The organism is Hyphomicrobium sp. 2TAF46 (genome assembly GCF_052114865.1).
In the GTDB taxonomy this organism is placed as follows: Bacteria; Pseudomonadota; Alphaproteobacteria; order Rhizobiales; family Hyphomicrobiaceae; genus Hyphomicrobium_B.
The window spans coordinates 1-20,260 of record NZ_JBFRFO010000005.1; the positions used below are offsets into that span (position 1 = coordinate 1).

General features: G+C 66.3%; 18 protein-coding genes and 1 pseudogene. 7 read left to right on the forward strand and 12 right to left on the reverse strand.

The genetic code is table 11. The features are described from left to right. The 5 genes and pseudogenes from AB4Z24_RS11340 to AB4Z24_RS11360 form a co-directional block, all read left to right on the forward strand. Positions 1 to 452, forward strand: a pseudogene (locus AB4Z24_RS11340) (P-type conjugative transfer protein TrbL); the annotation flags it as partial. After that, positions 452 to 1,135 (forward strand): conjugal transfer protein TrbF, encoded by a 684-nt coding sequence (gene trbF / locus AB4Z24_RS11345; RefSeq protein WP_116970736.1) that lies wholly within the window; start codon positions 452 to 454, stop codon positions 1,133 to 1,135. The pseudogene AB4Z24_RS11340 and the gene trbF, both read left to right, overlap by 1 nt. Next, positions 1,132 to 2,157: a P-type conjugative transfer protein TrbG gene (gene trbG, locus AB4Z24_RS11350; protein WP_116970735.1), complete on the forward strand. Its 1,026-nt coding sequence runs from the start codon at positions 1,132 to 1,134 to the stop codon at positions 2,155 to 2,157. Before trbF ends, trbG begins: the two co-directional genes overlap by 4 nt. Next, positions 2,154 to 3,368, forward strand: coding sequence for a TrbI/VirB10 family protein (locus AB4Z24_RS11355; RefSeq protein ID WP_201280134.1), 1,215 nt, complete (start codon positions 2,154 to 2,156; stop codon positions 3,366 to 3,368). Before trbG ends, AB4Z24_RS11355 begins: the two co-directional genes overlap by 4 nt. A 2-nt stretch (positions 3,369 to 3,370) precedes the next feature. Further along, positions 3,371 to 3,595 (forward strand): DUF2274 domain-containing protein, encoded by a 225-nt coding sequence (locus AB4Z24_RS11360; RefSeq protein WP_116970734.1) that lies wholly within the window; start codon positions 3,371 to 3,373, stop codon positions 3,593 to 3,595. Positions 3,596 to 3,629: 34 nt separating this feature from the next. Here AB4Z24_RS11360 and AB4Z24_RS11365 read toward each other — a convergent pair whose 3' ends face one another. From AB4Z24_RS11365 to AB4Z24_RS11390, 6 genes are read right to left on the reverse strand one after another with little or no spacing between them, the layout of a single operon-like run. After that, a complete protein-coding gene (locus AB4Z24_RS11365; protein WP_116970738.1) occupies positions 3,630 to 4,538 on the reverse strand; it encodes a LysR family transcriptional regulator in 909 nt (302 codons plus the stop codon). A 37-nt stretch (positions 4,539 to 4,575) separates the two neighbouring features. Beyond that, positions 4,576 to 4,827, reverse strand: a complete 252-nt coding sequence (locus AB4Z24_RS11370; protein ID WP_116970733.1) for a hypothetical protein — start codon at positions 4,825 to 4,827, stop codon at positions 4,576 to 4,578. 24 nt (positions 4,828 to 4,851) lie between these two features. After that, on the reverse strand, positions 4,852 to 5,715 hold the full coding sequence (locus AB4Z24_RS11375) for a DUF6671 family protein (RefSeq protein ID WP_116970732.1): 864 nt from the start codon (positions 5,713 to 5,715) through the stop codon (positions 4,852 to 4,854). 2 nt (positions 5,716 to 5,717) lie between these two features. Then, positions 5,718 to 6,623, reverse strand: a complete 906-nt coding sequence (gene cysD, locus AB4Z24_RS11380) for a sulfate adenylyltransferase subunit CysD (protein WP_116970737.1) — start codon at positions 6,621 to 6,623, stop codon at positions 5,718 to 5,720. Next, positions 6,620 to 9,178 carry a YbcC family protein gene (locus AB4Z24_RS11385; protein ID WP_116970731.1) on the reverse strand — a complete coding sequence of 853 codons (2,559 nt, stop codon included), beginning with the start codon at positions 9,176 to 9,178 and terminating at the stop codon, positions 6,620 to 6,622. The genes cysD and AB4Z24_RS11385 overlap by 4 nt, the downstream gene beginning before the upstream one ends. Then, complete coding sequence (locus AB4Z24_RS11390; RefSeq protein ID WP_116970730.1) at positions 9,175 to 10,800, reverse strand: NADH-quinone oxidoreductase subunit L; 1,626 nt, start codon at positions 10,798 to 10,800, stop codon at positions 9,175 to 9,177. Before AB4Z24_RS11390 ends, AB4Z24_RS11385 begins: the two co-directional genes overlap by 4 nt. Positions 10,801 to 10,900: 100 nt before the next feature. On the opposite strand from AB4Z24_RS11390, the gene AB4Z24_RS11395 reads away from it, so the two are divergent. Next, on the forward strand, positions 10,901 to 11,788 hold the full coding sequence (locus AB4Z24_RS11395) for a LysR family transcriptional regulator (RefSeq protein ID WP_116970729.1): 888 nt from the start codon (positions 10,901 to 10,903) through the stop codon (positions 11,786 to 11,788). A gap of 110 nt (positions 11,789 to 11,898) precedes the next feature. After that, entirely contained in the window at positions 11,899 to 12,522 is a 624-nt protein-coding gene (locus tag AB4Z24_RS11400) for a Crp/Fnr family transcriptional regulator (RefSeq protein WP_116970728.1), read from the forward strand. 8 nt (positions 12,523 to 12,530) lie between these two features. Here the strand turns inward: AB4Z24_RS11400 and AB4Z24_RS11405 are convergent, their stop codons facing one another. The 6 genes from AB4Z24_RS11405 to ilvD all read right to left on the reverse strand — a co-directional run bounded on the left by AB4Z24_RS11405 (position 12,531) and on the right by ilvD (position 19,878). Next, positions 12,531 to 13,466: an NAD-dependent epimerase/dehydratase family protein gene (locus AB4Z24_RS11405; protein ID WP_137900591.1), complete on the reverse strand. Its 936-nt coding sequence runs from the start codon at positions 13,464 to 13,466 to the stop codon at positions 12,531 to 12,533. 46 nt (positions 13,467 to 13,512) lie between these two features. Continuing rightward, positions 13,513 to 14,310: a DUF4386 family protein gene (locus tag AB4Z24_RS11410; RefSeq protein WP_116970711.1), complete on the reverse strand. Its 798-nt coding sequence runs from the start codon at positions 14,308 to 14,310 to the stop codon at positions 13,513 to 13,515. A 381-nt stretch (positions 14,311 to 14,691) separates the two neighbouring features. Beyond that, positions 14,692 to 15,993, reverse strand: coding sequence for a bifunctional folylpolyglutamate synthase/dihydrofolate synthase (locus AB4Z24_RS11415; RefSeq protein WP_201280216.1), 1,302 nt, complete (start codon positions 15,991 to 15,993; stop codon positions 14,692 to 14,694). Positions 15,994 to 16,153: 160 nt separating this feature from the next. Next, entirely contained in the window at positions 16,154 to 17,038 is an 885-nt protein-coding gene (locus AB4Z24_RS11420) for a DUF6671 family protein (RefSeq protein ID WP_116970709.1), read from the reverse strand. Beyond that, positions 17,025 to 18,128 carry a dihydroorotase gene (gene pyrC / locus AB4Z24_RS11425; protein ID WP_116970713.1) on the reverse strand — a complete coding sequence of 368 codons (1,104 nt, stop codon included), beginning with the start codon at positions 18,126 to 18,128 and terminating at the stop codon, positions 17,025 to 17,027. Before pyrC ends, AB4Z24_RS11420 begins: the two co-directional genes overlap by 14 nt. Beyond that, positions 18,115 to 19,878 carry a dihydroxy-acid dehydratase gene (ilvD, locus tag AB4Z24_RS11430; RefSeq protein WP_116970708.1) on the reverse strand — a complete coding sequence of 588 codons (1,764 nt, stop codon included), beginning with the start codon at positions 19,876 to 19,878 and terminating at the stop codon, positions 18,115 to 18,117. Before ilvD ends, pyrC begins: the two co-directional genes overlap by 14 nt. Between the last annotated feature and the right edge of the window lie 382 nt (positions 19,879 to 20,260).

Genomic DNA, 20,260 nt, shown 5'->3' on the forward strand with positions numbered 1-20,260 from the left:
GTGGTGTCGGAGCCGTGGCCGGCGGCGCGGCCGCCGCCGCACGGGGCGGCGCCGCGATGGCGGGCGGCGCGTCCACCGCCTACAGCCTCGGTGCGGCGGGTCAGTCGGGCGCGGCTGGCGTGGCTTCCGGCCTCGGCGGCGTCGCCCGCGCCGCCGGCAGCGGGGCGACTTCGCCGCTGCGCCGCGCCGCGGCCAGCATGAAGTCGAGCTTCTCGGAGGGCGGCAAGACCGCGTTCGAGGCGACGGGCGGTTCGTCGACCATGGGCTCGATCGGCGGCGGCGCGACGGACGCAGCCTCGTCGGCGGCCAGTGACGCGCCGCCCGCCTGGGCCCGCCGCATGAAACGCTCCCAAGCCCTCAGCCACGGCGTGACGGCCGCCGCGCACGCGGTGCGCAGCGGCGACAGCCATGGCGGCGGCTCCTCCATCAACCTCTCCGAAAGCGACCGCTGATGTTCAAAAGACCTTCCACACACTACGGCAAGACCCCCGAGCCCGAGACGCCCTACCAACGCGCCGCCCAGGTTTGGGATGACCGGATCGGCGGCGCCCGCGTCCAGGCCAGGAACTGGCGGCTGATGGCCTTCGGCTCGCTGATCCTGTCTGCCGGGTTCGCGGCCGCGCTCGTCTGGCAATCGGCGCGCGGCACGGTCGTGCCCTGGGTGGTGCAGGTCGACCGGCTCGGCCAGGCGCAGGCGATCGCGCCCGCGGTCGCGGACTATCGTCCCACCGATCCCCAGATCGCCTTCCATCTCGCGCGCTTCATCGAGCAGGTCCGCTCGATCCCCGCCGACCCGATCATCGTCCGCCAGAATTGGCTGCGCGCCTACGATTTCACCACCGATCGCGGCGCCGCGGCGCTCAACGACTATGCACGCTCGAACGACCCCTTCACCAAGGTCGGGCGGATCCAGGTCGCGATCGACGTCTCGAGCGTGATCCGGGCGTCGCCGGACTCGTTCCGCGTCGCCTGGACCGAGCGCCGCTACGAGAACGGCCAGCTCGCCGAGACGAGCCGCTGGACCGCCATCCTCACCATCGTCGTGCAGGTCCCGAGCAATGCCGACCGGCTGCGCGCGAACCCGCTCGGCATCTACGTCAACGCCATCAACTGGTCACGGGAGCTTGGACAATGAAGCCGTCTTTCCGTAGAGCCGGAAACCCGGCTTTCCGCACGTCCACAATCGCGGCTTTGCTGCTCTCAGCAACCACGCTCGCCGGCTGCGCCACCACGCAAAAGCCGCCCGAGATTTCGTATGACGACGCCGCGCCCGCAGTGCAGACGGTTGATCCGCCTGCGCCGGTCCAGGTCGTGGAGCTGCCACGCCCGCTGCCGTTGCCCGGCCAGATGAAGCCGGTAGAGGAACGTCGCCGGACGCCCGAGCCGACCGATCCTGCCGCGCGGGTCAACCAGGCCAATGCCGCCGCGCGGGTGCAGCCGGTTCGCGACGGCTTCATCAACGCCATGCAGGTCTATCCGTGGACGCAGGGCGCGCTCTATCAAGTCTATACCGCCGTCGGGCAGATCACCGACATTGCGCTCCAGCCCGGCGAACAGCTCGTCGGCTCGGGGCCGGTGGCCGCCGGCGACACGGTGCGCTGGATCATCGGCGACACCCAGAGCGGCTCCGGCGCGACCACCCAAGTCCATATCCTGGTGAAGCCGACCCGTGCGGACCTGATGACGAACCTGGTCATCAACACCAACCTGCGCACCTACCATATGGAGCTGCGCTCCACCGAGCGGACCTATATGGCGTCGGTCTCCTGGCAGTATCCGCAGGATCAGCTGATCGCGCTTCGCCGCCAGAACGCGCAGGCCGAGGCGGCGCGGCCGGTCGCTACCGGCGTCGACCTCGCCAACATCAACTTCCGCTACGCCATCGAGGGCGACCGCGCGCCTTGGCGGCCGCTGCGCGCCTATGACGATGGGCGGCAGGTGTTCATCGAGTTCCCCCGGGGCATCGCCCAGGGCGAGATGCCGCCGTTGTTCGTGGTCGGCCCTGAGGGCAACACGTCCGAGCTCGTGAACTACCGCGTTCGCGGCAACTACATGATCGTCGATCGCCTGTTCGCGGCCGCCGAGCTGCGGTTGGGCGCCGGCGATCGCCAGAGGCGGGTTCGCGTTACCCGCACCGACGGGAGGCCCACATCGTGAGCGAGCCGCAGTCCCCGAAAGACGAGACGGCGCCGCTGACGGGGGCCGCCCCGGAGGCTGCCTCGACCATGCGGCTGCGCGCCGAAGCACCAAGGGTCACGCGGCTGTCACGCAAGGTGCTCGCCGGGATCGGGCTGGTCGCGAGCGTCGGCCTCGGCGGCGCCCTGATCTACGCGCTTCAAACCCGCGACGGCGGCAAGGCCTCCGAGGAGCTCTATTCCACCGACAACCGCTCGACCGCGGACGGCTTGGCGAGCCTCCCGCGCGACTACAGCCGGGTTCCGCAGCTCGGACCACCGCTCCCAGGCGATCTCGGTCGCCCAATCCTCGACGCGCAGAACCGCGGCCAACCGGTGCCGGTGCCCGGCATCGCCACGCCGAACCCCGGCCTCAGCGCCGAGGAGCAACGACGTCTCCAGGAGATCGAGACCGCGCGCACTGCCAAGCTCTTTGCCGGGACGGAGGGCCGTCCGCTGTCATCGCCGGCAGCCGGCGTTGCCTCTGTCGCGCCCCCACCGGCGCCCGATCTCACAGGCCTCGGGCTGGCGCCGCAACCCGCCACACCCACAGCGCAGGATCGGCAGCTCGCCTTCCTCAATGCCGCCGCCGATCGGCGCACGGTCGCCCCCGACCGCGTCGCCGCGCCGGCGTCGCCGAACATCCTGCAGGCGGGCGCGGTCATCTCCGCCGCGCTCATTACCGGCATCCGTTCCGACCTTCCGGGCCAAATTGCAGCCCAGGTGACCGAAAACATCTATGACAGCCCAACCGGACGTACCCTGCTCGTGCCACAAGGCACGCGCATCATCGGCCAATACGACAACAACGTTCAGTTCGGTCAAAGCCGCGTGCTGCTGGTCTGGAACCGGCTGATCTTCCCGAACGGCCGGTCAATTGTGCTCGAGCGTCAGCCCGGTGCTGATGCGGAAGGCTACGCCGGTCTTCAGGACGGCGTCGATTATCATTGGTGGGATCTCGCCAAGGCGGCTGGCCTCTCCACGTTGCTAAGCGTCGGCGCCGAGCTCGCGACCAACGATGAGAACCGCCTGATCCAGGCGATCCGCAACGGCGGACAGGACACCATCAATGACGCCGGCCAGCAGATCGTCCGCCGTCAGCTCAACGTCGCGCCGACGCTTACGATCCGACCGGGATTCCCCGTACGGGTCATCGTAACGCGCGACCTTGTTCTCGAGCCCTATGGAGGTTGACCATGGCGAAGCTGAAACTTGGCGCCCTCGACGACGACAAGCCGGTTAAGGCGTCGGTCGAACTGCCGGCGACCGTCCATCGGAACCTGATCGCCTACGCCGAGGTGCTCGCGCGCGAGACGGGTCGGCCTGTCGGTGATCCGATCAAGCTGATTTCACCGATGATCGAGCGGTTCATGGCGACCGATCGAGCGTTCGCAAAAGCGCGTCGGACAACAGGTAGCTGAACCGCATTCGACGACATTGTAATTGATTCAAGACTTAGGAATCGACGCGTGACCTTGCGAGCCCTTGGGGCGCTGACAGCGACTTGGCGAGGCTGAGCAATCGTCTCAAGGCCGGATTGTCGTTTCGCGGAGACCATACGGCACAGAACGTGAGGAGATCGTCCGAGAGCGGCCGGTAAACAACACCGGGGAAGCGCGTCGCTATGGTCGCTTCGCTTGTCAAAGTCAGACCTCGCCCAAGGGCCACGAGGTGCATCAGATTATCTCGCCCAACGCGATGGCTCTCAATGCTCGGGTGACGACCGAGGTCAGCGAGGTGCTTGATGAGATAGTCGTGGATTTCGGGCCCGGGGTCGGTATCGCTGATGATGAAGTGTCGCTCGTATAGGGCCGCCCACGAAATAACCGCCATCTTCGACAACTCGTCACCCAGGGGGACTGCCACATAAACGCGTTCCGTCCAAAGCTGTGCCACATCACAGCCCTCCGCGCTCGGTTCGCCAGTGAGAAACGCAACGTCAAGTTCAAGCCGCTGTATCGCGTTGATGTGCGTAGACGGTCCGCCCTCGACAAGGTCGGGTCGGATGGCCGGATGTGCCGCAATGAAGCTGCGCAGCAGATCAGCGAGGAATCCGGAAGCAAGAGAAGAGAATATGCCGATCCGGACAGCTCCAGCCTCTCCACGCCCGTGCGAGCCGGCATCCATCGCTGCATGACCAATATGCCGCAGGGCCTTGCGTGCCCGGACGAGAAACTGGTTGCCTGCATGGGTGAGTTGAACGCCCCCGTGATGGCGGACAAACAGTGCTGCGCCGATCTCATCCTCAAGGTCGCGCACGCGGCGGCTAATAGCGGACTCGTGGACTCCCATTGCTTTAGCGGCGCGCCGGAAGCTCCCCCGCTCGGCGGCTGCAACCATGTAGCGAAGATGCCGAAGCTCCATCCTTTCAACGCCTCCTGTCATCTCTCGAGGCGCAGGCTCAATCCTTGTCGACGGACTCGACGGCGCCGCTGTCGGGTTCCGCGTAATAGGAGCTCAGCGCTGATCGGCATCGTGCTGTCGACAGGTGTTTCAATATTTCGAGGTCGTTGAGGACATCAAAGGGGTTCCGATCAAGTGCGCTACGCAGCGCGTCCTTTAGCCACTTGCTCATACCAGGGTGCGACAGGACCCATTCGATCATCGAGTCGGTGTCTGCTGGGCCGTCGCGGGGCTTTCCGACTTCTGCCATGTGGACCTCCTCTCTCGACTGACCTCAGGGGTTGCAATCGCCGCATTGACCTGGGTCCGCCGTCGTCGCTGCGACGGGGCGCTCGATCCGATGACCACAGCCCTCGCACGAAAGCACGTCCGCCTTGATCGCCAGAGTTGGCCCGCCGCACCACGAACAGGGCAGACCGGAAAGCCGCTCGGTTACCGCGAATCCGGGCGCCGCGCACACGGGACACTTGCTGCGGAACCGGCGGACCAGATCGAGGGTGGCGGCTTTGATGGCGCGCATGCGGGTCGGGTTGCGATGGGCTCGCATGTCGGTCTCGACGAAGGCCGCGCCGCACATCGCGATCGTCTGAGTCACAGCGTTGTCGAGGTCCGCCGCGCTGGCGATGTCCTTGATGAGCGCGCGGCCAGGCGCCGGCTCACCGTCGATGCAGCCGATGACGATCACGCCATGACCGGGGAACTGGGCCCGCTCGCAAAATGCGCGCGCGCTGGGCAAGTCTGAAACAACCGCGTGACTGAAGTTGGTGGTCAGGCTCGCATGACGACCGATGAGCTCAATCCCGCGCGCGCGATCGGCCAGGACGACGATCTCGCGGGCGAGCGGCGCGAACGGGATGTAAGGATGAGGGCCGAAACTGCCTTCGCTGGCCAACGCGAACTGAGCGTCGGGCGCTTCCGCGAACGCCGCCGCGATCTTGGCCCGCGCGGCATCGAGCTGCGAGCCGGTCCGCTCGACGTCCCGGCTGAAGGTCCCAAACCGGTCAGTATCGATGCCGCTGCTTACCCTGACGCGCACGCCGAGCGATCGTTCCAGCAGCGGCGCGATCACCCGCTCCTTGGCGTGCATCGTCGCGAGCATCGCCAGTTCATCGTCGTAGGGGCGCGGAGCGGCCGGCATGACTAGAAATACCCCTCCCGCTTCTTCTGTTCGAGCGAGCCGCCGTCCTCGCCGTCACTGATCCGGCCCTGACGTTCCGATCCCGTGGCAGCCAACGTCTCCTGAACGACTGAGCGGAGGTCGGCCGCGTCGGATTCGACCGCCGCCGTCACCGGCCAGCAGCCGAGCGTCCGAAAACGCACGGTCTTGGTTTGGACGGTTTCGCCGGCCCGCAGTCGCATGCGGGGCTCATCATCGACGACGATCAGCCCGCCGCCCCTCTCGACAACCGGCCGGGGCGCGGCGAAATAGAGCGGCGCCAGCGCGATGTCGTGTGTCAGCGCGTAGGTCCAGACGTCGGTTTCGGTCCAGTTCGAGAGCGGGAACACCCGCGCCGACTGATCCTTGCCGAGCCGGGTGTTGTATAGGTTCCAGAGTTCGGGCCGCTGTTGGCGCGGATCCCAGACATGGCCGGCGCTCCGAACGGAAAACACCCGCTCTTTGGCCCGCGACTTCTCTTCGTCGCGGCGCGCCCCGCCGAAGACGAAGTCATAGCCGCCCTGGTCCAGCGCGGCCTTGAGCGGCTCGGTGCGCATCTCCAACGTATAGCGATCGCCATGATCGAACGGGTTGAGACCGGCGGCGCGCGCCGCCTCATTGGCGTGGACGATCAACTCGAAGCGATGCTCTCGCGCGAAGCCGTCGCGGAAGTCGAGCAGCGACTGGAACTCCCAGGTCGAGTCGATGTGGAGCAGCGGGAACGGAGGCCTTCCCGGGAAGAAGGCGCGCAAGGCGAGGTAAGCGAGCACGGTCGAGTCCTTGCCGGCCGAGAACAGCATCACCGGCTTGCGCGCTTCGGCGACGGCTTCGCGCAGGATGTGGATCGCCTCCGATTCCAGTCGCGCGAGGTGGGACAGCCGTGCGGTCATGCGGCGGCTTCCCATTGAAGCCCACCGACGTAGCGGCGGATCACCCGGCCTTCATCGGCCAGCCGGAAGAGGTGAACCCAGCCGTTGTCGACGAGATGACGAACGCCCGCGTGCTTCTCGATGACGCCATTCAGCGCGTCTTCGGGGGCTGCGATGAAGACGTTGAGCCGCAGCGGTTCATGCACGAAGCGCTCGCCGTCGTGGACCGACTGCCAGGGCAATCCCACCTTGAGGTCACCGGAGTTGCCCTCCAGCACCCCCAGCTGCCCGACGACGTTGTGCAGCACCTTGTTGCCGCTGCCGAAGGCGCGGTTGTTCACGGTCGAGCCGTAATATTGCAGGTTGATCCAGCTCGCGACGACCATCGGCGCGGTCATGATCAGTTCGAGCACGCCGAACCCGTCGTCCTTGCGCCAGTCATAGTCGTGCAGGAAGGCGCGGCCGCCGAGATCGAGCCCGCGCGTCCGTGACCGCGGCGCGGCGATGAAGGCGGCGTTGCCCGCGAGCCCCCATTCGGGACGGACCTGCGCCCAGTCGCGGCTACGCGCCTTCACCGCACGATCAACGTCCCTGGTCTTGTCGATTCCGAGCCCCAGCGCGCGTTCGGCGCGCGCCAGCGACGAAGCCTTCGCCAGCGCCCTGCGCAGAGCGGCGAGATCGGCGGCGTGGGACGCGGGGAGATCGTCCGCGTCGAAGATGTGGACCTCGTCGGTGGTCGTATCGTGCAGGCAGCCCAGGAACCAGGTGTCCTCGGGGATATCGATTCCCTTGCCGGCGAGACCTCTGCGCACGCCCGGATCGTTGAGGATGGCGGCGGCGACCCGTGCGTTCGCCTCGCCGGTGTGGCCGCCGCACGCGCCGCAATCGAGCCCCGAGGCATGGGGATTGTTGACGGTCGTGCTGCCGTGCCCGGTGAGCAGGACCAGGCGCGCGAAGTCTTGCGTCATCGACATCGCGCGCAGGACGGCCTCGGCCATGGCGACACGCTGCGCGTCGTCGAAGCCGGTGAGCCGGCCAGCCACCGCGCGGGGATCTAGACGCGGGCCCACCCGATCGATGACGCTCTCGTCGAGGCCATCGGTATTGGGGTCGCTGACCGTCCGGGTCAGGCGCGCGCTGTCGCCGACGAGCTTGCCGGCGAACAGCAACCCCGCCGTCTCGACATAGGTGAAGGAAGACACCGCCGAGAGCTTGAACGCCTTCCACGCCTTCGCCGCGCGGCGGCGCAGCAGGCGCCGGTTGAGGATCTCCGCCTCCTCGGGCTCGGAAGCACCGGCGACCGCCTCGCAGACGACGAAGGCGGGTTTGAGCAGCACCGGGCATTGCGCGCCGCCGGTGTCGCGGCCGATCGGCACATATTCGATTGGGAAGCCGAAGAAGCCGGCGAAGCCGATCGTCTCGGCGTCGGGGCAGACCGTCTCGAGCGCGCGCCGATAGACCTCGGAGCGCACGTCGATGCAGAACGCCGCCTGGAACGCCTTGCGCACAGCCTTTGAGGGCACGGGGGATGCGAGGTGCTGCCCGAGCCGCGCCAGTAACTGGCGCTGATACCCGGCCTCATAGGCTTCGTGCAGCATCAGATCGACGACCAGCTCCGGATCGTCGCCAAGGCGCTCGTCCTCCGGCAGCGCGGTGGCCTCTGCCATCGCCTTCGACCATGCCGCCCTAAAATCCGGGTCGGCGCGTTCGAGGAACAGCGCATAGCCCCACACCACCCGGATCGCCAACAGCTGCACCAGCGTGTCGTCATCGCGCCCGTAGAGCGAGTTGTCCCAGACGCGGTATCGCGCATAGGCGGCCCAGCCGCCGACATCGATCAGCGCGCGGTGCAGGTAATCCTCGACCGCGCGCTCGGGGATGCCGAGCGCGCCCACGACTGCGGCGATCGCTTCGCGCGGGTCGTCCGGCATGGCGGCGACGGCCTTGCGGAAGCCCTTGATTCCCATCGTCTCGGGGTTGCGGTCGAACTGCATAGCCGCGCGCCAGGCGGCGTAAGGCGGCAGCGCCCGCGACGGCAGCTTCCACGCGGCTTGACCCTCGTCGAAATAGGCCGCGCACCACTTCGAGATCTCGTCGATCATGAAGGCAGTGCGCGAGGCTTGGCGGTCGCCCGCCGACAGGCTGTCGAGAACCTCGGCGACGGTCGCAACCACTGCTTTTGGCCTCTTCGTCACCGGGTCTGTTGCGGCCGACCGGCGCAGCGCCGCGTCGTCGCTCGCCAGCGCTGCGTGACCGGACGTCGCGGCGACCGCCGCCTTCAGGTCGCGATCCTCGATCCGTCCCGCCGCCAGCGCTTCTCGGTAGAATGCACGCGGCATCAGCATGTCGACGCCGGCGACGCGGCGCAGCGTCGCGCACGTCGAGGAAAAGCTCTGGTCGCTGAAGCCGAGAAACGGATTGACCGCGACGAAGTGCTTGAGCGGCCAAAGCGGCGCGATCTTATTGCACGCCCGGTCGATGGCGGCGTCGATCGCCGGGCGTGGCGGGTTGGCCACTGGCTCCGCATCTTGCGCCCGCCTCGGCGGGTCGATCGCGGCGGCGACGGCATGGCTCATGAGGGAACTCCGCTGACAGGGGTCGAAGGAACGATCGCGGGCGGCGGCGGCGGGCTTGGCCAGAACCGCAGCACCAGCCGGTTGGCGAGCGTGTTGACGTAGAGGCCGTTGGCAAGGTGGACGTAGGCCGCCTGCCAGCGCGGGGCGTCCGCCTTGCCCGGCAAGACGCTCTGGAAGACGGTCACCGCCGCGAACGCCAGGACGACCAGGGCGACGATGACGAGGTCGAGTGGTCCGCGCAGCGCCTGCACCGGGGGCAAGGACCCGGCAAGCACATGCTCCACCGCCCATTGGAGTCCGAAATAGGCGAGCGACACCACCAGTGCGAGCGCGGCCGTCCGGCCGACGACATAGAGGCTTGGCCGCTCGTCGAAGGCCTGGGTTATGAGGTGCGCGAGACCCAGCATCACCACCGCGCCGAGGGCGAACACACCGGGTTGCGCGGTGATCGTCGCGCCGAACAGCGTCCCCACGACCAAAGCCGCGGCCAGGACCAGGCCGACGATCATCGCCATCCGGGCCGGGTGCGGCTGACCGCCGGGGCTCGGCGACCACGACGCCCGCGCCAGGTCGATGACGCTGCCAGACGAGAGGAAGGCGTGGGCCTTGTAGAGCGAGTGAGCGACGATGTGCAGCAACGCTGCGGCGAACGCGCCGAGCCCGCATTGCAGCATCATGAAGCCCATCTGGGCGATGGTCGAATAGGCCAGCGAAACCTTGACGCTGGTCTGGGTCAGCATGACGACCGATCCGAACAGCGCGGTAACGCCGCCAACGATGACCAGGATCTCCATCGATGGCGACGAGAGCGAAATGACGTCGGCGAAACGCAGCACGAGGAAGCCGCCGGCGTTGATCACGCCGGCGTGGAGGAGCGCCGACACGGGTGTCGGTGTCTCCATCACCTCGGTGAGCCAGCCATGCAGCGGGAACTGCGCCGACTTGAGCAGCGCGGCGATCACCAGCAGTACCGCGACCGCATGGATGGCAGCGGGAATGTCTCCGCCGACGCGCATCGCCTCCGCCCCCGCGAACAGGACCGCATAGTCGAGACTGCCGAAAGCCTGATGGAGCAGCACCATCGCCGCGATCAGGCAGAGATCGCCGAGCCGGCTGGCGAGGAATTTCTTGCGCGCGGCGAGCACGGCCGCCTGCCGCTCGGGATAGAACAGCAGCAGCTTGTTGAGCCCGAGGCTGGTCGCGATCCACGCCAGCGCGAACTGGAACAGATTGCCCGAGACGATCAGCAGCAGCACCGCCGCGAGGGTCAGACACAGCCACTTGGTGAAGCGGGCCTGCCCGCGGTCGCCGTCGAGATAGTTGCGGCTATACAGGACGACGATCAGGCCGACGAAGGCGACCAGCACGAACATGATCGCGGCCAGAGTATCGACGTAGAATCCCAGGCCGACACCTGCGAACCCCACCGTGCCTGTCACCAGGGGGCCGTTGACCGCGACGCAGAGGCCCGCGGCTGCGGCCATCGCCAGGGCGAAGCCGGCGATCCAAGCGGCGCCCCCTCCGACCTGTCGCTGACCCGACTTGGCGCTTCCGGTCGCCAATCCGGCGACTGCGAGCGCGAATGGTCCGAGAGCGAGGCACCAGGTCAGGTTCGGCGTCATGGTCGTCTCCAGCGAGAAGCGACCTATCAATTAACGCCACATGCGGGTTCTTAATAATACAAAGATTGCGGCACTTCGTTCGTTTCTGTAAAATCATGCAATGGCAACCCTCAACTATCACCACTTGCGCTATTTCTGGGCCATCGCGCATGAGGGCAGCCTTACCCGCGCCGCCGATCGGCTAAATCTCTCGCAATCGGCCCTCTCGGTGCAGCTCGGCAAGCTCGAGCTGCAGCTGGGCCATCCGCTGTTCGACCGATCCGGCAAGCGTCTCATCCTCACCGAGGCCGGTCGGATCGCCCTCGACTATGCCGACACCGTCTTTCAGGCCGGAGACGAGCTGGTGAGCACGATGAAAGGGCGGCCGGTGGATCGGCGGCAGGCGTTCCGGGTGGGCGCGTTGACGACGCTATCCCGAAACTTCCAGCTGGAGTTCCTGAGCCCACTCGTGGGCCGGGCCGACGTCGAGTTGATTATCCGCTCAGGCACCATGCGCGATCTCCTCGCCCAGCTTGAGGCGCATATGATCGATGTCGTGCTCGCCAACAGCGCTCCGCAGCACGACGCGCGCTCCGACCTTCGCAGCCATTTGCTCGCTCAGCAGCCGGTCGCACTGGTAAGGCGCCCGCGCGCCGAACCGACCGCGTTCCGCTTCCCGGACGACCTGCGGTCGCAGCCCATCTTGTTACCGAGTCTCGACAGTGAAATTCGCGTTGGGTTCGATCGGATCCTCGAACTCGCCGGCGTGCGCCCGATCATTTTTGCCGAAGTGGATGACATGGCCATGTTGCGGCTCCTCGCCCGTGACAGCGACGGTCTGGCTCTCGTACCGCCGATCGTCGTGCGCGACGAACTCGCCGCCGGCCTGCTCGTGGAGGTCTGTCCGGTCCCGAACCTCAGCGAAACATTCTACGCGATCACCCAGAAGCGCCGCTTTCCGAATCCCTTGCTCGGGGAGCTGCTCACGCGGGCGGTAAAGGATAAATGACTTTGTTGCTCACATGCGCATCATGAGGCCTGTCACATCGTCTCAAGGGCTGACGGTCGACCGAACACAAAGCGAACTTCAGCATTCACCGCATCGCGTATAGTCGCTGGATGCGTTCCAAGGATCCAGCATTTGCAGCCTTTTCCGACCTGATCATCAGATCAGTGGCACCCTTGACGCCGTCCGAGCTGACGCTGAACGATATCGCGGACGCCTGCGAACTCCGTGTGCTTGCCAAAGGCGACCATCTGCTCCGGGTCGGGGACATCGCTGAGCACATCTACTTCATGTCAGCCGGGCTTGTTCGCTACTATTTTCTCGACGGCGATAGCGGTGAAGAGCGCACCGGACAGTTTTTCGACAAGGACCAGGTCTTCACCGATGCATCGAGCTTCCTGTCCCAAGCGCCCGCATCTCAGTCGATGCAGGCGCTGGAACCGTCCGAGGTGATCTGTCTGTCTCGCCGGGCACTTTACGCCGCCTACGCCGCCGACCATGCGATGGAGCGATTCGGTCGGCTGATGGTGGAGGCGGCACTGGTTGGCTCACAGCGACGCTCTACCAGTCTCCTCACCCTTGCGCCTGACGAGCGCTACCGCACGTTTGTCAACGCCAGGCCGGAGGTGGCACGGCGTGTGCCACAATATCTCATTGCGAGCTATCTCGGAATCACGCCGGAAAGCCTGTCGCGCATCCGCGGGCGGCTCGTCAAAAAGCTACCCGTTAAGCGGTGATCGGAGCGTCAAGATGCGTTCTGCCAGCTTTCCAGCGTCGCCGTGAGCGCGTCGTCCCAGTCCGTGGCGCGGACGCCGAACGTTTCGGTGTAAGCCTTGTCGGAGATGATGAACGGCGCCTCATAGGAGTAGGCCATTTCAATAACCTCGCTCGCCGCAGGCGCGAAGAGGCCGATCGTTCGGAGAACGAACCTGGGAACCCGACAGATCTTGGGCGCTGGTGCGTTAGCGATCTCCGCCGCCCGCGTCAGGATCTCCCGTGGCGTTAGCGCCGGTGGAGACGGCACGTGCCATGCCCTGCCCCAGGCGCGCTCCTCCCGCCCGAGCCGGATCAGCGCTTGGGCGAAGTCCGGTACATATGTCACGCTGTGCAACATGTCGGCGTTGCCGAACCATCCAATCGCTTTGCCCTTTAACAGGTTCGGCCACACGCGCTCACCAAACGCCGATTGGCGCACGCCGGGGCCGAGGAAGTCGGCTGCACGCCCAGTCACTGTACGCACATCGCCGCGTTGGTGGGCCTCGATCAGTTGCCGGCTGAGATCTGCACGAACCTTGCCCTTCCGCGTTGTCGCGATGAGCGGAAGGTTCTCATCCAGAGTCCCGGCAACGCCGTATCCGTAGAGGTTCTCGGCGGCCACGAGGACCGCGCCGGCACGCGCAGACCCTTCCAGAACGCTCGCCTGCAGCTTCGGAAACATCATGGACCAGCTCTGATAGGGCGGCGCGGCGCATTGATAGACCACGGTGGCCCCTGCGCAGGCCGATATGGCGTCCTCACGCCGCGAGACGTCGCCGACGTGAACCTCGACGCCTGCATGGCGGGCAGAACGAGAGGAGCGGGTGACGGTCCGAACCCGCGCGCCCTGCAGCAACAGCGAGCTGACGACGGCCTTGCCGACCGGACCCTGGCCGATCACGACATGCAGATCATGGCTGTTCATCAAAGTAGCTCCCGGTCCGCGCGATGGGGGTTCACCTGTGCCGTGATCAGGCTCGGCTTGATCGGACGGCCGCTCTCGCGTCGGATGAGATCCCAATGTTTTCCACTGAGCGTGCGCGCAGGTGCCAAATCGCAAGCGCCGCCGTCCAGAGCTGCCAGAAGATCCCCGAAAGCGTCAGCAGGATCGATGATTCCACCCCGATCACCGAGGGTAGCGTGGAGAGCAGACCTGCCGCCGCAATAAAACCGGCACAGCCGATGATGCGGGCGCCGCCGCCTAGCCTCAGCAGGGCGATCGAAACCAGGATGGTCCAGACGCCGGCGAAAAGGCCGACACCTAAAAGTTCACCAACCCCGCCAGCGAAGGCGTTGAAGGAAACGTAAACAACCTCAATCGCGGCTTTGGTGGCGCCGCTCGCGCCCGGATCGACATAGGCAACGGCGAGACCCGGCATCAGGAACAGCCAGCGGACGATACCAAACGCTTTCGCGACCCCGGCCAGAATTCCGAGCGCAACCGCAAAGTTTCCGAGCGCCCGCCCCATCGCCAATGTGCGGCCGAGTAAGATCGCCAAGGGAATCAGAATCAGTGCGTGCAGGAGGTAGCTCAGATAGCCCGCAAAGACCGGACCGGCCTGTTGAAGGATCAACGGCAGGATGATCGATGGCGGCTCCCCGAGCGACGCGGGCCAGTTGATTGACGGCATCAATATGAAGAAGGCGGCCCACATCAAGATGAATTGGGCGAGCAGGAGCACAGCTGCCGGGAGGTAGGGTGGCGCTTGGGGTTGATCCGATACTCCCGCTGACAGATCACGAGTCATGGGATTTGAAACACTGGCCATCCGGGTTTCTCCTTCTCGCGCAGGGGAGCGCAGGGGGATTGGGGTCGTTACGCGACGACTTACCCCCCGTTTATGGAGACCTCAGGCTCGGCTGCCATTGATGTCGGGTAAGATCGACGGTGTCCGTCCCACTGAACCCGGTTGTGAATCCCTAGCCCGCTGGTCGGAGCTGGACCTTCGGCCTTGCGCAGCCAACCGCGAGCTCTCCCGCCGACCCCCTCGCAAAGGCCTCTTCCGGTCCCGAACCTCAGCGAGACCTTCTACGCGGGCACCGAGAAGCGTCGCGTTTCGAATTATTGGCTTGGAGTTGCCCATCCGGGCGGCGAACGGAAAGGATGCCGTGGCTTCCGCTCGAATGCACCCTGCGGCAACGTCAGCCTTTCATTTTGGCCAGGTTTCTAAGTCCAGCGCCAAGACCTCGCCAGCGAGATACAGCGAACCGCAAATGACCACATGCGGCGGCGGCCCATCGCCAGAAAGCGCCGCATCGAGAGCCGATGAGACATCCGGCCGAACCTCCGCGCCAAGCCCTGTACGCCGAGCCACGTCCAAAAGGACCGCGGGATCGGCCGCCCCGCTTGCATCAAAGTCCACGAGCAACAGCTTTAGGGGACGGATCGGACACAACGCCGCGAAGATGCCTTCAAGGTCCTTGTTGGCGAGGACGCCGAGGATGACTGCCAATGGCCGCCCGTCCCTCGCTCTGAGGTCGCGCAACGATCGCGCCAGCGATTCGAACGCGTGCGGATTGTGGGCGCCGTCGAGCCAGAGATCGGCGCCTCGCGCTGACGCTCGTGCGGCCAGCGGACCCGCCGTCAAGCGCTGCATCCGGGCAGGCCACGAGGCGCGTCTCAGTCCCTCGTTCACGGCTGCATCCGACAAGCCGAACTTGCGGGCCACGGCTACCGCGAGCCCCGCGTTGGCGACCTGATGCGCGCCCATCAAACGACCGTGGGGCAAGTCCATATTGCCGGCAGAGTCCTGGTAGCGGACGCGGTCCTGTTCCGTCCATGCATTAAAGTCGCGGCCAGCGAGCATCAGCGGCGCTCGTGCGCGCTCGGCCGCTTTCCTGATCACGACCAAGGCGCTTTCGACCTGGCGAGTGGAAACGCAGGGAACGCCGGGTTTTATGATGCCGGCCTTCTCCCCCGCGATCTCGGCGATCGTTTCGCCAAGAAACTCACAGTGGTCAAGGGCGACGGGCGCGATGGCCGTGATCGCCGGACGCTCTATGACGTTCGTTGCGTCATAACGCCCGCCCAGACCCACCTCGACAAGGCAGAGATCGGCGGGCGTCTCCGCGAACGCCAGCAACGCCGCCGCCGTCGTGATCTCGAAGAATGTGATCGGCTCACCCTCGTTCGCCGTTTCAATCCGCGCCACCACCTCGGCCAGATCGTCCTCGGAAATCAGTTCGCCCGCCAGCCGGATGCGCTCCGCAAAACGTACGAGGTGCGGTGAGGTATAGACATGCGTGCGTAAGCCGGCGGCCTCGGCGATGCCGCGCAGGAAGGCGATCGTCGACCCTTTGCCGTTGGTCCCCGCCACATGGATTACGGGCGGCAGCCGACGCTCAGGGCGCCCCAGTTTCGCGCAGAGACGCTTCATGCGAACGAGCGAGAAGTCGATCAGCTGCGGATGCAGCGCGCGCAGCCGCTCCAGCGCGGCGTCGTGAGCTCGCACACCGTGGATCACGAGGGGCGGTCCACCGGGAGCGGCGGTGCGATTGGCGATTCGGCGGGCCCCACCGAAGCCGGCGGGGTCCGCCCTTCGCGCCGCGCACGCCTCCGAGCAGCAGCACCCCGCGACGACGATCTCGAATCCGGGCGAGCGCCCCGCTTCCTCATGGATTGCACTCCGGGCAATATTGCGCCGGCGCACGGAGCAACCCATCAGACCGAGGCCGTTCCTCACGACACCCACACACCGAGCAACCATATTCCTCGGCGAGGACCATTTCGGTGGGCGCGCCGCAGTCCTCGCATTTCAGCCCGATCCGCGATCCCGTACGTCCGAAGCCGGGCGCGCCGCACGCAGGGCACGGTGTCGCGAGCCGTCGAGCGAGGCGATCCGCGAGCGCGGCGAGGCTTTTCATCCGCGTCGGATTGAGGTGCGCGCGCATGTCGGTCTCGAGACGCGCCCGGCCATCCGAGGATGCGGCAGCGGCGGCCGCGATCGCGAGCGCAAGGCCTTTCCGGTCGGTGAGGCCTTTAACGAGAGCCGCTGTCACCGAACCCTCATTCGCCCGCACGATCAGGGCGTGGCTCGGGAATCCCACCCGTTCGAGGAATGCCTCCAGCGCATCGCCTGGAGAAACGACGAGATGGCCGAAGTTGGTCGCGTCGGCGATCAGGCTTTCACTGACGACGATCCCCCTCTCGTCATCGACGAACACCAGGAGCTCCATGCCGGCCGCGAAGAACGGGATCGCTGGATGGGGCCCGAACGAGCCCTCGCTGGCGAGGCCGAGCGGTAATCCGGCGCCCTGCATGCCCAGCCTCGCCTTGCGCACCGCGACCTCGAGCATCGTCCCCTGCCGCGCGATTTCGCCCGAGAACGTCCCGAGCTGATCGGTATCGAGACCCGCCGCGGGTACGACGACAAGACCAAGGGTCGCGCTAAGGGCCGGCGCGATCGCTTCTTCCTTGCGATGCATGGTGGCGAGCACGGCGCTGCGACCTGCGTAAGGACGTGGTTCATAGATCGCGGTTCGCTCATGACGGCGCATCGATCGGTCCTCGATACGTCCAGGCCATGGACGCACCGGCCTGGAACGGAACGACTTGGTCGCCAGCAGCGGCGAAGACCGATGGCGCCCGCCATGGTGTCCGTTCAAGGACGATCGAGCCGGCGTTGAGCGGGAGGTCGTAGAAGCGCGCTCCATGCTCAGACGCGAAGGCTTCGAACCGGTCCAGCGCACCTTCCTCGTCAAACACCGTGGCGTAACTCTGCAGGGCGACCGGCGCGTTGAAGATGCCGGCGCAGCCGCAGGCGGACTCCTTGTCACGGACCGCGTGTGGCGCTGAATCGGTGCCGAGGAAGAACTTCGGATTTCCCGAGGTCGCCGCGCGTCGCAACGCCAGACGATGCCGCTCGCGTTTTGCGACCGGCAGGCAGTAGAGATGCGGTCTGATGCCGCCGGCGAACATCGCGTTGCGATTGATCATCAGATGGTGTGGCGTGATCGTGGCGCCGACGTTCGGCCCGGCGGCCTCGACGAAGGCCACGGCTTCGGCGGTGGTGATATGCTCGAAGACAATCTTGAGAGCGGGAAATCCTGCGACGACATTCGCAAGCACACGGTCGATGAAGACGGCTTCGCGGTCGAAAACATCGACGTCGTGGTCCGTGACTTCCCCGTGCAGCAGCAACGGCATCCCCAGGCGCTGCATGACGTCAAGGACGCCGAAGATGTGAGCCACGTCCGTCACGCCCTGCGCGGCGTTGGTGGTCGCATGCGCAGGATAGAGCTTGGCTGCGGTGAACACGCCGGACCTGAAGCCGCGCTCGATTTCCGCCGGGGCGATGTCGTCGGTCAGATAGGCCGTCATCAGCGGTGTGAAGGCAAGGCCAGGCGCGAGCGCCCCCTGGATCCGCGCACGATAGGCTTCCGCCGCGGCCACGGTGGTCACCGGCGGATCGAGGTTGGGCATGACGATCGCCCTGGCGAACTGACGGGCGGTCTCGTTGACGACGGCGGCGAGCATCCCGCCGTCACGGAGATGCACATGCCAATCATCGGGCTGGCGAAGGACTAAGCGGTGCGCGCTGGATGACTCCACTCTCTCGGCTGCGGCGCCTGGGTCAGATATCAGCATAGACGTGCTCTTCGGCGGCAGCGCCTGGATGGGTCACCGCGCCCTTGCCGGCGGAACCGACGGTCTGCGCGTAGCGCCACAGCGCTCCGGACTGGAAGGCATGCCGGCGCGGCTGCCACCGCTCGCGGCGCGCCGCCAACTCGGCGGGATCGATGCGGAGCGAGAGCGTCCCTCGCTCCGCATCGATCTCAATCACATCGCCGTCCTCGATCAATGCGATCGGGCCGCCGACCGCGGCTTCCGGTCCGACATGACCGACGCACAGGCCGCGCGTCGCGCCCGAGAAGCGGCCGTCGGTAATCAAGGCCACGTCCTCCCCCATGCCCTGGCCATAGATCGCCGAGGTGGTGGACAGCATCTCGCGCATGCCGGGTCCGCCACGCGGCCCCTCGTAGCGGATGACGAGCACCTCGCCCGCATGGTAGCGCCGCTGCATCACCGCTGCGAAGGCATCCTCCTCCCGGTCGAACACGCGCGCCGGACCGCTGAAGGCGAGCCTGCGCAGGCCCGCCACCTTCACGATTGCCCCTTCAGGCGCGAGATTTCCGGAAAGGCCGACGAGGCCGCCGGTCGGTGACAGCGGCCGCGTCGTCGGATGGACGACGTCCTGGTGGTCGGGCAAAAGCACGGATTCCAGATTCTCGGCCAGGGTGCGGCCCGTGACCGTCAGGCATTCGCCGTGCAGGAAGCCACCGTCGAGCAGCGCCTTCAGGACCACCGGCACGCCGCCGATCTCGTGCACGTCCTTGGCGAGATAGCGTCCACCGGGCTTCAGATCGGCGATCAACGGCGTGCGCCGAAACACCGCGGCGACATCGAAGATGTCGAAGGCGATGCCTGCCTCATGGGCCATCGCCGGCAGATGGAGCGCGGCGTTGGTCGATCCGCCTGTCGCGGCGACGACCGCGGCCGCATTCTCGAGCGCCTGGCGCGTGACGATGTCACGCGGGCGCAAGCCCCGTTTGAGCAGCGCCATCACCGCGCGACCCGACGCGTCGGCAAACCGGTCCCGGGACTCGTAAGGCGCCGGTGTGCTGGCCGAACCCGGCAGAGCGAGACCGATCGCCTCCGACACATAGGCCATGCTGTTGGCGGTATATTGGCCGCCGCATGACCCCGCCGATGGGCATGCCACCGTTTCGAGTTCGGCGAGGTCCGCATCGCTCATCGTTCCGGCGGCGTTGGCGCCGACCGCCTCGAACACGTCGAGCACCGTGACGTCTTTGCCGCGGAACCGTCCCGGCAGGATCGAGCCGCCGTAGAGGAATACCGAGGGCACGTTGAGGCGCAGCATCGCCATCATCAGCCCCGGCAGAGTCTTGTCGCACCCGGCCAGCCCCACCAGCGCGTCGTAGCAATGACCGCGCACGGAGAGTTCAACCGAGTCGGCGATCACCTCGCGGCTGACGAGCGAGGCCTTCATGCCGGCGTGCCCCATCGCAATGCCGTCGGTGACCGTAATGGTGGTGAACTCGCGCGGCGTGCCGCCGGCGGCCGCCACCCCCTTCTTCACCACCTGCGCCTGCCGAGACAGCGAGATGTTGCAGGGCGCCGCTTCATTCCAGGTCGTGACGACGCCGACGAAAGGTTGCGCGATCTCGCGGGCCGACAAGCCCATCGCGTACAGGAACGAGCGATGGGGTGCGCGCTCGGGGCCTACTGTCGTATGCCGGCTCGGCAGCCCCGACTTGCCCGGGTCCGATTGGACAGCCCGAGACTGCGTCGGCGCGGATTCGTCACGGTCATCCACGAAGCGCCTCCGCGACGTGCAACCCGATCTTCTGTCCTGCGATTTGCATGGGACCAGCCGCTCCGCTCTGCCGTTTCGAAACCGTCCTCCCTGTACGGTAGCGGTAGTGAGAGCTTTTAGTTACTTCAAATAACTCACGGTTTTGTTCTGTTTTATATAACAACCCGCCACCGAGCTTAAACGGCGCGACGCAAGCACGTCCGCACCGCCAAACCAACGCGCGCCCGGCGTTCCTCGCACTGCGACGGAAGCGATTCCTTCGTCGCAACAGCAACACCTTGCCGGGATCCGGATTCAGGGCAAACACTGACGGTCAACCCAGGCCGCTCACTTCCAAACGTCGGTGTGGATCCCGATCGAAGTCAGTTTGCGACCACCTCGT